Raw genomic sequence first — 15,673 nt, 5'->3', positions numbered from 1 at the left:
TTGTACGACAACATATAACGTATGACAAAACCCAACCGCTCCGCCGACAGCTGGGTGCCTCAGCACACAGCCCGGCAGATGAGCATCCACCCACACAACCGGCGGTGCAGGCCCTGCTACCGCCCAGACCCCTTCGGGAGACGGCAATGACCTCTACACCACGCACACGCACCCGGGTGGCACAACTGGCACTGGCAGCCGTTGCCGCCCTGTCCACCCCCGGCGCCTGGGCGGCAACCTGGGTGTATGTCGCCAACGCGGACAGCCAGGATGTCTCGGTGTTGGAGCTGGACCGTAGCACTGCCACGCTCAAGCCGGTAGACACCGTGCCGCTGGGCGGCACTGCCATGCCGATGGCCGTGAGCCCGGACAAGAAGGTGCTGTACGTGGCGTTGCGCTCGCAACCTTTCAGGGTGGTGAGCCTGGCGATCGACCCCGTCAGCGGCAAGCTGCGCAAGCTGGGCGAGGCTCCGCTGGCCGACAGCATGGCCAACATCGACACCGATGTCACGGGCCGCTGGCTGTTTGCCGCGTCCTACCCCGGCCACAAGATCACGGTCAACAGCATTGGCAAGGACGGCTCGGTGGGTGCGGTGCAGCAACTCATCCCCACGGCGCCCCACGCGCACGCCATCCACGCCGATGCGGCCAACCGCCATGTGTTTGCCACCAGCCTGGGGGGCGACAACCTCTCGGCCTGGCGTTTTGATGCCGAGAGCGGCAAGCTCACCGCCCATGAGCCCGCGCTCACGCAGGTTGCTCCCGAAAAATCCGGCCCGCGCCACTTTGTGTGGGACACCGCCCAGCGCACCATGTACGTGCTGAATGAGCTGGATGCCGCCGTGCATGTGATGGCCTACGACAAGGAGCGCGGAACGCTGCGCCCGGTGCAGCGCACCACGGCACTGCCAGCAGGCTTTAACGGCAAGCCCTGGGCTGCCGACATTCACCTGTCGCCCGACGGCCGCACGCTGTATGCGTCCGAGCGCACCTCCAGCACGCTGAGCAGCTTTCGCGTCGACGCTGCCACCGGCCAGCTGCAGCCGCTGGGCCAGGTGCCTACCGAAAAAACCCCGCGCGGTTTTGCGGTGGATTCGTCAGGCCGATTTCTGATCGCGGCAGGGCAGGAGTCGCACCACCTGGCGCTGCACCCCATCGACCCGGCCACCGGCATCCCCGGCACGCCCACGAGGGTGCCGGTGGGCAAGAACCCCAATTGGGTCGAGATCGTCGATCTGCCCTGAGCATCCATTCCATTCCATTGCACGCGCCAGCCGCACCGGCTTTTTTGCGCTCCGTTTTTCTATCGCCGTTCCGTTCACCATCCACAAAACACCCAGGAGACACCACCATGCAACGCAGAACCCTCATCCATACCGCCGCCCTGGCGGCCGCAGCCTTCAGCGCCCTTGTCAGCCTGCCCGCCACAGCCCAGGGCACCTGGCCCACCGGCAAGCCCATCACCTACATGGTGCCGTTTGCTGCAGGTGGCACCACCGACACGCTGGCGCGGCTGATCGGCCAGCAACTGGGCACAGCCCTGGGCACCACGGTGGTGGTGGAGAACAAGGGCGGCGCGGCGGGCAGCATCGGCTCTGAAGCTGCTGCGCGCTCTGCGCCCGATGGCTACACCCTGCTGGGCGGTACCGTCAGCTCGCACGCCATCAACGTGAGCCTCTACCCCAAGCTGGGCTACGACCCCATCAAGTCCTTCAGCCCCGTCACGCTGATCGGCACCAACCCGGTCGTGCTGGTGGTGGCGGCCAACAGCCCTTACAAAACCCTCAAGGACGTGCTGGCGGGGGCGAAAGGCAAGCAAGGCGGCCTGTCGTCGGCCTCGGCCGGCACAGGCAGCTCGCAGCATTTGGCCGTGGAGTTGCTGGCCTACAAGTCGGGCGTGAAGTTCACCCACATCCCCTACAAAGGCAGTGGCCCGGCCATCCAGGATGTGATCAGCGGCCAGGTGGACATGATGTTTGACACCACGGTGGTGGCCGCGCCGCACATCCAGAGCGGCAAGCTGCGCGCCATTGCCGTCACCTCGCCCCAGCGCCTGGCCTCCATGCCCGATGTGCCCACCGTGGCCGAGTCCGGCGTGGCAGATCTCAAGGACTTCCAGGTGCAGTCCTGGCAGGCCATCTTTGTGCCGGCTGGCACGCCCACGCCGGTGGTCACGCGCCTGCATGACGAGATCCGCAAGATCCTGGCCCAGCCCGACATGCAAACCCGCCTGAAGGGCTTTGGCATGGAGCCCGCCGACCTCAACACCACGCAGATCGCCGCGTTCCAGAAGGCCGAAGTGGAAAAATGGGCCCAGGTGATCAAGGCGGCGAACATCAAGGTAGATTGAACGCCTGCCTAACTCTGATCTCCCTGTGAAGACTTTGCGGAACCGCCTGCGGGCTGTTCCGCTTTTTTATGGTGTCAGCGCATGCGAGTTGGTCAGCCGGTGGCGCTGCCGCTGCCGTCCGCAGAGCGCGCGGTCAGCAGAAAGTCGGGGTGCTGGCCGGTCAGCAGCAGGAACATCGCAAACACCGGACCCTGCATGTTGCGCTCGTCACTCATGCTCTCCAGCGCTTGCCAGGTGCGCGACTGCACGCCGCCCCGGCTGCCGGTCTGCAGCGGGTAGCCCATGAGTTCGGCCGCCTGGGCCTGGCTCAGCCCCGCGGCAGTGCGGGCGGCCTTGAGCTGATCGCCGGTGGGCACAGACATGGCGAGAGCGAGGGCAGGGCGTGGCGGCTGGGACATAGGATTGCTATAAAAGTAGGAGCTATTTGGTCTTGGTGGACGAGCGCAGAGGCCCATTTTTACCCAAAACTGCGCGCCAACATCCGGGTGTGGTGCTGGTGCGTCACTGGACAAATTGGTGGGGTGCGCCTCTGGGGCATGGCGGGGGGCCGCTCCTAGAATTCGCTCGCACTTGACGAAAGACAACACCACAACACGCCGCGCACCCAGCGGCATCCGAGGAGGGACCTGTGAGCTACACCATCCAGATCTGGGAAAAGCCCGCCGATTGGCCCTGGCCCACCACCAAGGCCGAGGCGGACGCGCAGTACGAGCGTGCGGAGGCGGGCCCCCAGGTGCCGATGAACCCCAAGTTCGCGGCCTGGGCCCAGGCCGTCGAGCAGCGCTCTCCCGGGTTCTGGGACATCTACCTTGGTGGCCCTGAAATGACCGACCCGACCTGGGGCGTGGGCATCAACACCCGCGCTTCGGATTGGGGCGCTCCGTTTGACGATGGCTGGGAGCAGGCAGTGCGCCTGGGCCTGAACCTGTACGACCCGCAAAGCGGCGTGCACTACCTGGGCAACGGCGATGCGCCCGAAGAGCCCGATCTGCCCGTGCAGCGTGCGGCGCGCGCCCGCAAGGCGGGCGACGACGCCACCGCTTGGGCCGAATACCGCCACTGGGCTGCGCGCGGCAACCCCCACGCCCTCTACGCCCTGGGCCGTGCGCTGCGCTTTGGCACCATGGGCCAGCGCAGGCACTTCGACCTGGCGGCCGCGCTGCAGTTGATGGGCGCCCACGACGCAGAGACCCGCAAGGATGCCCAGGCGTTCTTCCAGCGTTTTCCCGACGAGGCCAAGGCACGCATCCAGGTGCTGATGGCACGCCTGAAGTCAGCGCCGGGCGAACAACTGCTGCAGATCATCGACAACGACCGCAAGGCGGTGGACGACGCCGTGGCCCGCAGCCAGCAACTGGCGCTGTACTCGCGCAAGCGCATCGAAGCCACCGACGCCCTGGAGCCCGCCGCAGCACAGGGGCATGAGGTCGCGGCTTTCCTGCACGCGCTGGATGTCGTGATCGGCTGGGAGCAGCCCAACTTCGAAAACGCCCGCTATTGGTGCCAGCGTGCCGCCGAATGGGACCACGAGCCCGCCAAGCGCCTGCTGGCCCTGATGTTCGAGCGGGGCTGGGGCGGGCCGGTGGACATGCAGGAGGCCGCGAAGTGGAATGCAGCCGCGCAGGAGCAACGGCTGCGGGCGCAGAAGAAGCTGCAGGCGCAGGAAGAGGCGGAATCGCCCGGCGGCCTGAGCCTCGCGCCCCTGGCGCCAGCCTCGCACGCGTCGGCTGCGGCAGCGCCGGTGGTGTGGACGGGCAACCCCCTGCGCGACCTGCCTGGCTGGTACGCGCGCGAGGGCGACCCGCACGCCGCCTTCCACCTGGGCACCAGCGACGAGCATGGCCGCTATGGCGGGCCTGTCAATTTGGCCCAGGCGCGCGCCTGGTACGCCCAGGCCGCCGAAGAAGGCCATGCTGACGCCACCTACAACCTGGGCACGTTCGTGGAGAGTGGCAAGGGCGGCCCCAAGGATGTGCAGGTGGCCAAGGCGCTGTTCATGCTTGCCAACACACGCGGCACCACCATGCAGGTGGCGGACCTGCGCATTGCACCTAACGAACAAAGCCCCGTGCGCGCCCTGGTGGCTGCCTTGCGCGAACCAGGGCGCCTGCGGGCGGTGCTGCAGCAGCGCGGGCTGGGGGCCACCGTGGCGGCGCCAGGGGCGCTGCGCCCACTGCGGTGGCAGCGGTTGCAGCCTCGGTTGCCGCTGCCGGGTTGTCGGCATCGGACTGGGGCCGCGCCGGTGGTGCGGCGCCGCAGGCCCCCCGGCCCGCGCCACCCGTGCCGGGGCCGGCGCCCAGCCGTGCGCGCAGTACACGCGAGGAAGACGAGGACGACGAGGTAGAACACGCAGGCCGCCAGGGCGCTGGCAGCCGCTCGGGCTTTTCGCTGCACCTGGGCCACCTGGCCCTGGTGGTGGGCGTGGCCAACGTTGTGCTGCTCATCGCCTTCTTCAAGCCCGGTGCGAGCTTCCGCATGGGCATGTTTGGCCTGGGACTGGTCGCAGCCTTTGGTGCCTGGCGCACGGCGCGCGACTTTGACTGGTCGCCCCTGGCGCGCGCTGTGGTGGCCGTATTGGCCGCAGTGCCGATGGTGGGCATGGCCGTATGCCTGGGCCTGCTGTTCAAGGCGGTGCGCGAGCGCGGCTAAGCGCGTTCTTGACCGGTCGTTACCTCGTGCGCCAGCATCTGCGCAAAGTACGACTCGGGCTGGATGTTGGTGTAGTTAGGAATGTCTGCCGACAGCTCGGCCATCGTCGCCTTGGCGGCCGTTTGGGCCTGCTTCAGGTCGCTGAAGAACGCGTTGGTGAGCGCCACCACCTGGCCCGGGCGCGGCTCGCCAGGGTAGAGAACACGGTCGCTCTCCAGCCGCACCAGGCCCAGCGGCTGCAATGCTGCGCGGGCGATGCGCATGTGCTCGGAGTGGTAGTAGTCGTGGTTGAAGGTGGCGCCTTCACGCCAGCGGTAAACGGCGGTGACTTTGATCATTGGTGCGATTCCATCCAGTGGTTGAAACCCGCCACCGTAGGGACAACACACCCGCCGCACAGCCGCGTGCGCGACAGCGTGTCGCCCATGTGGCTCGTATCCTTGCTCGCCGACTCAGTCTTCTTCCGATTCGCCCAGGAACCCGCCGCTCTGGTGCCCCCACAGCCGGGCATATACGCCGCCCTGGCCCAGCAATTGCGCGTGGGTGCCTTCTTCCACAATGCGGCCCGCGTCCATCACGATGAGGCGGTCCATGGCGGCGATGGTGGACAGGCGGTGGGCAATGGCAATCACCGTCTTGCCCTGCATGAGGCTGTCCAGGCTTTGCTGGATGGCGGCTTCGACCTCGGAATCGAGCGCGCTGGTGGCTTCGTCCAGCAGCAGGATGGGCGCGTCCTTGAGCATCACGCGTGCAATGGCCACGCGCTGGCGCTGGCCGCCCGAGAGTTTGACGCCGCGCTCGCCCACGTGCGCCTCGTAGCCGGTGCGGCCCTGCAGGTCGGTAAGCGTGGCGATGAAGTCCGCTGCCTCGGCGCGTTCGGCCGCCTGGTGCAGGTCGGCCTCGCTCGCATCGGGGCGGCCGTACAGGATGTTGTCGCGCATGGACCGGTGCAGCAGCGAGGTGTCTTGCGTGACCATGCCGATGTTGCGGCGCAGGCTGTCCTGCGTGACATGGGCAATGTCCTGCCCGTCGATCAGGATGCGGCCCGACTGCACATCATGAAACCGCAGCAGCAGGTTGACCAGCGTGGACTTGCCCGCGCCCGAGCGGCCAATCAGGCCGATCTTCTCGCCGGGGCGGATGGTCAGGTTGAGCCGGTCGATGACCGGGCGGGCGCCGGGGCCGCTGCCGTAGGCAAAGGTCATGTCCTCAAAATGCACTTCGCCCTGGGTCACAACGAGTGGTTTAGCGTCGGGCGCGTCCACCACGGTGCGGGGTTTGGTCAGCGTGTTGATGCCATCCTGGATGGTGCCCACGCTCTCGAACAGGGTGGTCATCTCCCACATCACCCAGTGGGCGTGGCCGGACACGCGCAGGGTCATGGCGGTGACGGCGGCCACGGCACCGGCACCGACTTCGCCCGCCGACCACAGCCACAGCGCGGTGCCGCAGGCGCTGAGGATCATGGCCACCACCAGGATGTGGTTCACGATCTCGAACCGGCTCACCAGGCGCATCTGGGCATAGCCCGTGAGCTTGAACGCGTCCATGGCGGCACGCGCAAATTCAGACTCGCGCCGCGTGTGCGAGAACAGCTTGACGGTGGCGATGTTGGTGTACGCGTCGGTGATGCGCCCGGTCATCACCGAGCGCGCATCGGCCTGCGCCTTGCCCACTTTGCCCAGGCGCGGCACAAAGTACCAGCAGGCCAGGCCATAGGCCACCATCCAAGCGGCAAAAGGCGCCAGCAGCCGCGCGTCGAACCCGGCCAGCAACACGAGGATGGTGACAAGGTAGATGCCCATGCCGATCACCACGTCGGTGGTCGTGAAGATCATGTCGCGCACGGCGAGGGCCGTCTGCATGATCTTGGTGGTGATGCGGCCCGCGAACTCGTCCGCGTAGAACGCCATGCTCTGGCCCAGCATCAGGCGGTGAAAGTTCCAGCGCAAGCGCAGTGGGAAGTTGATGGCCAGCACCTGGTGCTTGATGCTGGTCTGCACGGCCACCAGCAGCACCGAGGCCAGGAGCAGGGCGGTGATGCCAATCAACTCTCCTTTGCGCTCGGCCCACAGCGCACCCGGGGCCGTGCTGGAGATCCAGTCCACCACATGGCCAAGCACCGCAAACAGCAGCGCTTCATAGATGGCGATGGCCGCAGACAGGCCTGCCATGGCTGCCACATAGCCACGCAGGCCACGGGTGCCATCCCACACAAAGGCCATAAAGTCTTTGGGGGGCAGGTGAGGTTCGGCGGGGGGATAGGGGGGAAGGCGGCTTTCGAAAAAACGGAACAAAGTCAGAACTCCTTGTCCACCATGGTACGTGCGGTGGTACCGCTCTGTGGCGCCCGGCCGCAATGCACTCAGGACCATGAGGGTCAGCCCCATGGGTGGGGAATTGGGGTAGGAGCAGGCCCCTACGCCGACGGTTTGTAGACCACGCGGATGCGCGGCACCTGCTTCACGCCGGGCTGTTTGGTCAGAAAGCCGTACAGAAACTCGGTCAGGCTTTTTTCGCACAGCGCCAGCACGGCCGGATCGGACGCCATGGCCTCGCCCTGCTGGCGAGCGCGTTTGGCGGCCTCCTGGCTCAGCTTGATGACAGCGCCCTTGTTGTCGGTCAGCAGCCCGCCCGAGAGGATGCGGTGCTGCAGGTTGGTAACGGCTGGTGCGGCCACCAGCGCGGGGCGGTGGATGTGCACCTCGATGCCGCCGTTGGTGGCGTGCAGCTCGTAGCTTTCGGGGCGCAGGTCAAAGCCGAAGGCGTATTCGGCGGTGTAGGTGATGGCCACTACCCCGGTGGATGCAATGCCCAGCACCGATTTTTCGATGATCTGCGTGGCCCCTTCCTCGCGCACCACGGTGGCGGCGAGCAGCTTCATCTGCTCGGCCAGCGTCTGTTTGCCTGCGGTGAGATAGCTGGTGTAGCGGGTATAGCCCAGCAGCGCATTGTTGAGTTCGGTCACTTGGCGCTGCAGCTGTGCCGTCTGTGCCAGGGCACTGTCAACGCGGTGCTGCGCCCACCAGCTGGCCGCGCCTGCGGTGAGCAGGCACACGGCCAGGGCCGCACAAGAGATCCAGGCAATGCGTTTCATCAATGGGGTACAGCGCAGGGCGTGTGGTTGCCAACAGGTCGCTGGTGGGCGCCCACCGTTAGACGAGCAGCGTGACCACCACGATCACCACGCCCAAGGCCAGATTCACACCCACCCAGCTGCGGATGCTGCCCAGGGCCTTGCCGCCGGCGGGCCAGTCCGATGCAGCCACCGCCCGCTGCAGGCGTCGGAACAGCGCAAACCGGATGTGCCCGAAGATGACCATCATCGCCAGGCCCAGCGTGGCCATGATCGTCCAGTCCAGTGGCATGGCAAAGCTGCCACCGGCCTGCACCGTTTGTTTGGCCACGCGGCCGATCATCCACAGCCCGCTGCCCAGCACCACCAGCACGGCCACCCCCACGGCGGCGAAAAAGCGCTGCAGCACATCGTGCATGAGCCGCACACGCTGCGGGGGCTCCAGCGACTGCGCTGCGGGGCGCAAAAAGAAATGGGCAAACACCATGCCACCGATCCACACGATGATGGACAGGACATGGGCGAGCTGGAGCGCGTTGTAGAGCATGGCGTGGAACGTTTGGAATAAAGGGCTGGGGTGGAAGTAAAAGAGAGAGGGCGCGGCGGGTCTGCTCAGCAGGCTGGCGGTACGGTAGCCTGCGTCAGGGCACCAGCCCATCCCGGGGTGAAGCCACCCGCACCTGGTTGCCGCCGCTTTTCTTGGACAGGTACATCGCCTCATCGGCATGGCCCAGCAGCCGGTGTTCTTCGCCCCCGTGCTCGGGGTAGATGGCCACGCCGATGCTCGGCTGGATGCTCAGGCGGATACCTTCCAGGTCAAACGGCTGGCCGAAGGCTGCCAGGATCTTGTCGGCCGCTGCGGCGGCGTGTTCGCGGGCATGGCCGCCTTCAAGCAGCACCACAAATTCGTCGCCCCCCAGGCGCGCGACGGTGTCCGAGCCGCGCACGCACTCCAGCAGCCGCTGGGCCACCCGCTGCAGCAGCAGGTCGCCCATGGCATGGCCCAGGGTGTCGTTGACCTGCTTGAAGTCGTCCAGGTCGAGGAACAGGAGCGACAGCAGGCTTTGGTCGCGCCGCGCGCGGGCCAGTGCGGTCTTGAGACGGTCCAGAAACAGCTGGCGGTTGGGCAGGTGCGTGAGCTGGTCATACTGCGCCATGTGCTCCAGGCGTTCGTGCATCTGCTTGCGCTCGATGGCGGCTGCGACCTGGGTGGAGACAAACTGCAGCAGCTCCTTGTCCTTTTCGGTGTAGCGGCCCTGCTCGGTGGTGCTTTGCAGCACCAGCGCACCGATGGCGCCTTTCTGGGTTTGCAGCGGCACGCCCAGCCAGCAGAGCGGTGTGTGTTCCTGAGGTAGCTGCCGGCGCAGTTGTGCGGCACGGGGGTCGGCGTTGTCGAGGGCATTGGGCGTCAACAGCAGGGGGCTGCCGCTGTGGATCACCTCGGCACACAGCGCATCCTGCACTGGCGCCGGGGGCGTGGGGGCGGCACCCGGTTCGTTGACGTGGTACGGAAAACTCAACGAATCACTGCAGGCGTCGTAGAGCGCGACCGCGAAGTTGGTGGCGGGCAGCAGGCGCCCGATGATCTGGTGGATGTGCTGGAACAGCGCCTGCAGGTTGTGTGTGGTGTGAGCGGCTTCGGAGATGGCATAGATCACCGCCTGCATCGACTCGGTGAACTTGCGCTCGGTGATGTCATGCGCCACCGCCAGCCGCCGCTGCTTGTCAGGCAACCAGCGTGCCGTCCAGCGGATATGGGCGATAGAGCCATCTTTGCGCACATAGCGATTTTCAAACTGCAGTTGAAGATGACCATTCATCACGCTCTGCGCCTGGCTTTGGGTGATGGCCCGATCCTCGGGGTGCACCATGTCGAGCATGCGTTTGCCAATGACTTCCTCGGGCGCGTAGCCAAAGATGCGTTCGAACGCAGGGCTCACAAACTCAATGGTGCTGTCCGCATGGACGACGCAGACCGCGTCGAGCAGCAGGTCCACCACGTTCTGGGAAGGGATGCTTTGCATGAAGGGTAGCGCGCACAAGGTGCCAAGAAGACCCATTGTGCCGTGCGCCCCCTTTTTGTGCGGCATGGATGCAGCCCGCAACCCAAGGGATATCCATTAAGCGACTGCTGATTGCTATCCAATTTATAGCTTCTATCGCTTGTGGTTAAAGCGCTGTGGGCATTTTTTATGTGTATTTTTCTTCCAGCGCATCCCAGGCCATTTTTTGCACCAGCCGCTGGCGCTCGGCAAACGGCGCCACCAGGGCGGGGTCTTCATCAATGCGTTGGGTGTCGCGCAGCACGGTCAGCGCCTTCTGCATGCCCGCCACCGCGCCCTGCAGCGCGGCGTTGGCGTACAGCACCAGGCCGTAGCCCAGGGCGGCCAGTTCTTCAGCGCTGGTGATGGGCGTCTTGCCACCGATCACCATGTTCATGAGCTGCGGCGCTGTCAGTCGCTGGGGCAGGGCGCGGATCTCGTCCAGCGAGGTGACGGCCTCCACAAAAAGGATGTCGGCACCGGCCTCCTGAAAACGCTGGGCGCGCTCCACGGCGGCTTCAAAGCCCTGGGTGGCGCAGGCGTCGGTGCGGGCCAGGATGAGAGTGTCCGGGTCACGCCGCGCATCCACGGCGGCCTTGATCTTGCCCAGCATCTCGTCGGTGCTGATCACTTCCTTGCCGCTGAAATGCCCGCAGCGCTTGGGGCTGACCTGGTCTTCCAGCTGGATGCAGTCGGCGCCTGCGCGCTCCAGCGTTCGCACCGCGTGGTAGGTGTTCAGGGCGTTGCCAAAGCCGGTGTCGGCATCGACGATAAGCGGCAGGTGCTCCACCGCATCGCGGATGCGGGCCGTGTGGTCGGCAATGTCGGTCAGCCCCATGAAGGCCTGGTCGGGCAAACCGAACCACATGTTGGTGACGCCTGCGCCGGTGATGTAAATGGCTTCAAACCCCAGGTCGGCCACCACACGGGCGGAGAGGGCGTTGAAGGCGCCAGGCACGATGACGCCACGGCGGGCGTGGGCCAGGGCTTTGAGTTGTTGTTTCGTATTCATGGATAGGGTGTCAAAAAGCTATATTTTTGATAGCTGTTAGCGCTTTATGGATAAGCGCTAGAGGTCAATTTATCTCAAAAAATGCTGACGGGAACCCGCACCCAGCCTTCCATGAGGATGCGGGCGCTGCGGCTCATGAGGGCTTTGGTGACTTGCCAATCGCCGGCGTCGTTCTGCCGGGCCTCGGCCCCCACGCGCAAGGTGCCCGAGGGGTGGCCAAACCGCACGCTGCTGCGCACACCACCACCCGCTGCCAGGTTGACCAGCGTGCCGGGGATTGCTGCCGCCGTGCCAATGGCCACCGCTGCCGTGCCCATCATGGCGTGGTGCAGCTGGCCCATGGAGAGAGCGCGCACCAGCAGGTCGATGTCTTTGGCGTCAATGGCTTTGCCGCTGGAGGCCGTGTAGCTGGCCGGTGGCGCGACGAACGCGATCTTGGGTGTGTGCTGGCGCGTGGCGGCCTCGCTGACGTGCTGGATCAGGCCCATGCGCAGGGCGCCGTATGCACGGATCGTCTCGAAGCGCGCCAGCGCGGCCGCATCGCCGTTGATGGCCCGCTGCAGCTCGGTTCCGGTGTAACCCAGCTCTTGCGCATTGAGAAAGATGGTGGGGATGCCCGCGTTGATCAGCGTGGCGGCGAAGCTGCCGACCCCGGGCACCTCCAAGGTGTCCACCACGTTGCCCGTCGGGAACATGGCTCCGCCTTCATCGGCATCCTCCGCCGGGTCCATGAACTCCAGCGCCACCTCGGCGGCTGCAAAGGTCACGCCGTCCAGCTCGAAGTCGCCCGTCTCCTGCACCTGACCGTTGCTGATGGGCACATGCGCCACAATGGTCTTGCCGATGTTGGCCTGCCAGATGCGAACCGGAAAGGTGCCCTTCTGTGGCATACGCGCCGCATCGATCAGCCCCACGTGGATGGCGCAAGGCCCCACCGCCGCCGAGAGGTTGCCGCAGTTGCCGCTCCAGTCCACAAAAGCCTGGTCGATGGACACCTGGCCGAACAGGTAGTCCACGTCGTGGCCGGGGCGCGTGCTGCGGTTCAGGATCACGGCCTTGCTGGTGCTCGACGAGGCATTGCCCATGCCGTCGATCTGCTTGCCGTACGGGTCCGGGCTGCCCAGCACGCGCAGCAGCAAGGCGTCGCGGGCGGGGCCGGGCTGTTGGGCGGGGGCGGGCAGGTCTTCTAACTTGAAGAAGACACCTTTGCTAGTGCCGCCACGCATGTAAGTGGCAGGGATTTTGATTTGAGAAGGATGGTTGTTCATGGTGTTCCTCCCCTCGCCCCTTGTGGGAGAGGGGCCGGGGGAGAGGGGGTGCCCGCACGCACAGCATTCCAGATGCTTTCCAGCACCGCATCCGTGTTGTGCAGGATGTCGTTGTTCAAAAACCGCAGCAGGGTGAAGCCCTCGCTGCGCAGCCAGGCATCGCGGATCGCGTCGTGGTCTGAATCCACGTGTTGCCCGCCGTCCGCTTCCACGATCAGGCGCAGGCCAAAGTGCACAAAGTCCACGACGTAGGGGCCGATGGGTTGCTGCCGTCGAAATTTTTGACCGTCCATGCGGTGGGCGCGCAGGTGCCGCCAGAGCAGCTGCTCGGCGTCGGTCATGTTCTGGCGCAGGGTTTTGGTGAACTGGCGCTGGTCCATGGGCGGGGCCCCCTCTCCCCCGGCCCCTCTCCCACAAGGGGCGAGGGGAGCAAGACAAAAGCGAGCATTGTCTGCGTGTGCAATGCTCTCGGCGCGACGCAGTGGTGGTGTGATTTGCGCGAACATGTTTCGTATCAACGCGCGCAAGCCCCTCTCCCCTCGCGGGAGAGGGGTTGGGGAGAGGGGGCGACCCCAGCCCGCGCCGCCAAAAAATCCTGCGCAAAACGCTGCAGCACACCACCCGCCGCGTACACCGAAACCTCCTCTGCAGTGTCTAGCCGACAGCGCATGGGCACTCTCACCACCTCACCCAGCTTGTGTTGAACAACAAGCATCACCGTCGCACCGGGCATCAGATCACCCTCCACGTCATACACCTCCCTCCCATCCAGCCCCAGCGTGATGCGATTGACCCCCACCTCAAACTCCAGCGGCAACACCCCCATCCCGATCAGGTTGGTGCGGTGAATACGCTCAAACCCCTCGGCCACCACCACCTCCACGCCCGCCAGGCGCACGCCCTTGGCGGCCCAGTCGCGGCTGGAGCCCTGGCCGTAGTCGGCACCGGCAATGATGATGAGCGGCTGGCGGCGGTTCAGGTACGTTTCCATGGCCTCCCACATGCGCATGACCTGGCCTTCGGGCTCCACGCGGGCGAGTGATCCTTTTTTCACTTTGCCATTCACTACGGCCATCTCGTTGACGAGCTGCGGGTTGGCAAACGTGGCGCGCATGGCCGTGAGGTGGTCACCCCGGTGCGTGGCGTAGGAGTTGAAGTCCTCCTCGGGCACGCCCATGCGCACCAGGTATTCACCTGCTGCACTGTCCGGCAGGATGGCGTTCGATGGCGACAGGTGGTCGGTGGTGATGTTGTCGGGCAGGATGGCCAGCGGACGCATGCCCGTCAAAGTCCGCGGGTGGGCGGCCAGCGCGCCGATGCCCTCGGTGTCCCAGTAGGGCGGGCGGCGGATGTAGGTGGACTGCGGGCGCCAGCCGTACTGCGGCGACACGCGCTGGCCATCGTCGTGTCGGATGGCGAACATGGGCTCGTACACGGCGTGGTACTGCGCGGGCTTCACGGCAGTCTTCACTACGGCGTCGATTTCTGCGTCACTGGGCCACAGGTCTTTGAGGCGAACTTCCCTCCCGTGCACCACCGCCAGCACGTCTTTTTCAATGTCAAAACGCACCGTGCCCGCCATCGCATAGGCCACCACCAGCGGGGGCGAGGCCAAAAACGCCTGCTTGGCATAGGGGTGGATGCGTCCGTCGAAATTGCGGTTGCCCGAGAGCACGGCGGTGGCGTACAGGTCGCGGTCGATGATCTCCTGCTGGATGGCAGGGTCGAGCGCACCCGACATGCCGTTGCAGGTGGTGCAGGCAAAGGCCACGATGCCAAAGCCGAGCTTTTCCAGGTCGGCCAGCAAGCCCGCTTCCTTCAAATACAGCTCCACCGCCTTGGAGCCGGGCGCCAGCGAGGTCTTGACCCAGGGCTTGCGCGTGAGGCCCAGCCGGTTGGCGTTGCGCGCCAGCAGCGCTGCGGCGATCACGTTGCGCGGGTTGCTGGTGTTGGTGCAGCTGGTGATGGCGGCAATGACCACGGCGCCATCGGGCATCGTGCCGTCCTGCGGTGCGGGCATGGCCCAGGGGCCCGCGATGCCTTGGGCGGCCAAGTCGGACGTGGCAACGCGCGCATGCGGGTTGGAGGGGCCGGCCAGGTTGCGCACCACGCTCGATAGATCGAACACCAGGTTGCGCGCGTACACCGCATCTTTGAGGGTGTCGGACCACAATCCCGCTGCCTTGGCATAGGTCGCGACCAGCTTCACTTGTTCCGCCTCGCGGCCCGTCAGCGTCAGATACTCCAGCGTCTGTTCGTCGATGCTGAACAAGGCCGCCGTGGCGCCGTATTCGGGCGCCATGTTCGAGATGGTGGCGCGGTCGCCAATCGTGAGCTTGGACGCGCCTTCGCCAAAGAATTCGAGGTACGCCCCCACCACCTTGGCCTTGCGCAAAAACTCGGTGAGCGCCAGCACCACGTCGGTGGCGGTGATGCCGTCCTGGCGATGGCCGGTCAGCTTAACGCCCACGATCTCGGGCAGCCGCATCATCGAGGCGCGGCCCAGCATCACGTTCTCGGCCTCCAGGCCGCCCACGCCGATGGCAATCACGCCCAGCGCGTCCACATGCGGCGTGTGACTGTCCGTGCCCACGCAGGTGTCGGGGTAGGCCACGCCGCCTTGTACTTGCACGACCGGCGACATCTTCTCCAGATTGATCTGGTGCATGATCCCGTTCCCCGCCGGGATCACATCCACATTGGCAAAGGCCTTTTTCGTCCACTCGATGAAGTGAAAGCGGTCTTCGTTGCGGCGGTCTTCGATGGCGCGGTTCTTGGCAAACGCATCGGGGTCGAACCCGCCACATTCCACGGCCAGCGAATGGTCCACGATGAGCTGCACCGGCACGACAGGGTTCACCTGGGCCGGGTCGCCGCCTTCTTTGGCAATCGCATCGCGCAGGCCGGCCAGGTCCACCAGCGCCGTCTGGCCGAGGATGTCGTGGCACACCACGCGCGCGGGGTACCAGGGGAAGTCGCGGTCGCGCTTGCGCTCGATGAGCTGGCGCAGGCAGTCGTTGACGGTGGCCGGGTCGGCGCGGCGCACGATGTTCTCGGCAAACACGCGGGCGGTGTAGGGCAGGGTGGCCCAGGCGGCAGGTTGCAGGGCATTGACGGCCTCGCGGGCGTCAAAGTAGTCCAGTGTGGTGCCGGGCAAGGGGCGGCGGTATTGGGTGTTCATCATGGGATGGGCGGGCGGAATATTTTGGCGCGCTGGCTGCTCACTCCCCTCTCCCCTCGCGGGAGAGGGGTTGGGGGAGAGGGGGCGGTTGCGAG

14 protein-coding genes are annotated in these 15,673 nt (G+C 65.8%); 4 read left to right on the top strand and 10 right to left on the bottom strand.

Annotated elements, in window-relative coordinates; translation table 11 throughout:
* Nucleotides 1-146 precede the first annotated feature (146 nt).
* Together EXV95_RS05140 and EXV95_RS05135 are read left to right on the top strand one after the other, a co-directional pair.
* Nucleotides 147-1,244 (top strand): beta-propeller fold lactonase family protein, encoded by a 1,098-nt coding sequence (locus EXV95_RS05140; protein ID WP_176886059.1) that lies wholly within the window; start codon nt 147-149, stop codon nt 1,242-1,244.
* 107 nt (nt 1,245-1,351) lie between these two features.
* Entirely contained in the window at nt 1,352-2,350 is a 999-nt protein-coding gene (locus tag EXV95_RS05135; RefSeq protein ID WP_176886058.1) for a tripartite tricarboxylate transporter substrate binding protein, read from the top strand.
* Between the two features lie 92 nt (nt 2,351-2,442).
* Here EXV95_RS05135 and EXV95_RS05130 read toward each other — a convergent pair whose 3' ends face one another.
* Nucleotides 2,443-2,712, bottom strand: a complete 270-nt coding sequence (locus EXV95_RS05130) for a DNA-binding transcriptional regulator (RefSeq protein ID WP_255484928.1) — start codon at nt 2,710-2,712, stop codon at nt 2,443-2,445.
* 266 nt (nt 2,713-2,978) lie between these two features.
* Here EXV95_RS05130 and EXV95_RS05125 point away from each other — a divergent pair, with 266 nt between their 5' ends.
* The gene (locus EXV95_RS05125; protein ID WP_255484927.1) at nt 2,979-4,694 is read left to right on the top strand and encodes a tetratricopeptide repeat protein; all 1,716 of its coding nucleotides are present in this window, start codon (nt 2,979-2,981) and stop codon (nt 4,692-4,694) included.
* A complete protein-coding gene (locus tag EXV95_RS24860; protein WP_255484926.1) occupies nt 4,631-4,999 on the top strand; it encodes a hypothetical protein in 369 nt (122 codons plus the stop codon). Before EXV95_RS05125 ends, EXV95_RS24860 begins: the two co-directional genes overlap by 64 nt.
* On the opposite strand, the gene EXV95_RS05120 is transcribed toward EXV95_RS24860, so the two are convergent.
* From EXV95_RS05120 to acnD, 9 genes are all read right to left on the bottom strand, one after another.
* A complete protein-coding gene (locus EXV95_RS05120; RefSeq protein ID WP_055397811.1) occupies nt 4,996-5,337 on the bottom strand; it encodes an EthD family reductase in 342 nt (113 codons plus the stop codon). The two genes, EXV95_RS24860 and EXV95_RS05120, sit on opposite strands and share 4 nt — an antisense overlap.
* A gap of 114 nt (nt 5,338-5,451) precedes the next feature.
* Complete coding sequence (locus tag EXV95_RS05115; RefSeq protein WP_176886056.1) at nt 5,452-7,296, bottom strand: ABC transporter ATP-binding protein; 1,845 nt, start codon at nt 7,294-7,296, stop codon at nt 5,452-5,454.
* Nucleotides 7,297-7,418: 122 nt separating this feature from the next.
* On the bottom strand, nt 7,419-8,096 hold the full coding sequence (locus EXV95_RS05110) for a hypothetical protein (RefSeq protein ID WP_176886055.1): 678 nt from the start codon (nt 8,094-8,096) through the stop codon (nt 7,419-7,421).
* Between the two features lie 58 nt (nt 8,097-8,154).
* Nucleotides 8,155-8,622 carry a CopD family protein gene (locus EXV95_RS05105; RefSeq protein ID WP_055397820.1) on the bottom strand — a complete coding sequence of 156 codons (468 nt, stop codon included), beginning with the start codon at nt 8,620-8,622 and terminating at the stop codon, nt 8,155-8,157.
* Between the two features lie 94 nt (nt 8,623-8,716).
* Nucleotides 8,717-10,099 (bottom strand): diguanylate cyclase domain-containing protein, encoded by a 1,383-nt coding sequence (locus tag EXV95_RS05100; RefSeq protein WP_176886054.1) that lies wholly within the window; start codon nt 10,097-10,099, stop codon nt 8,717-8,719.
* A 166-nt stretch (nt 10,100-10,265) separates the two neighbouring features.
* Nucleotides 10,266-11,129, bottom strand: coding sequence for an oxaloacetate decarboxylase (locus tag EXV95_RS05095; protein ID WP_176886053.1), 864 nt, complete (start codon nt 11,127-11,129; stop codon nt 10,266-10,268).
* A gap of 74 nt (nt 11,130-11,203) precedes the next feature.
* A complete protein-coding gene (gene prpF / locus EXV95_RS05090; RefSeq protein WP_176886052.1) occupies nt 11,204-12,397 on the bottom strand; it encodes a 2-methylaconitate cis-trans isomerase PrpF in 1,194 nt (397 codons plus the stop codon).
* Complete coding sequence (locus tag EXV95_RS05085; RefSeq protein ID WP_176886051.1) at nt 12,394-12,777, bottom strand: endonuclease domain-containing protein; 384 nt, start codon at nt 12,775-12,777, stop codon at nt 12,394-12,396. Before EXV95_RS05085 ends, prpF begins: the two co-directional genes overlap by 4 nt.
* Nucleotides 12,778-12,911: 134 nt before the next feature.
* Nucleotides 12,912-15,578, bottom strand: a complete 2,667-nt coding sequence (gene acnD, locus EXV95_RS05080) for a Fe/S-dependent 2-methylisocitrate dehydratase AcnD (RefSeq protein WP_255484998.1) — start codon at nt 15,576-15,578, stop codon at nt 12,912-12,914.
* Nucleotides 15,579-15,673 lie beyond the last annotated feature (95 nt).

The organism is Acidovorax sp. JMULE5, assembly GCF_013376875.1.
Classification (GTDB): Bacteria; Pseudomonadota; Gammaproteobacteria; order Burkholderiales; family Burkholderiaceae_C; genus Acidovorax; species Acidovorax facilis.
Note: the sequence above shows the minus strand (reverse complement) of the source record. Positions and strands in the feature narration are given on the sequence as shown.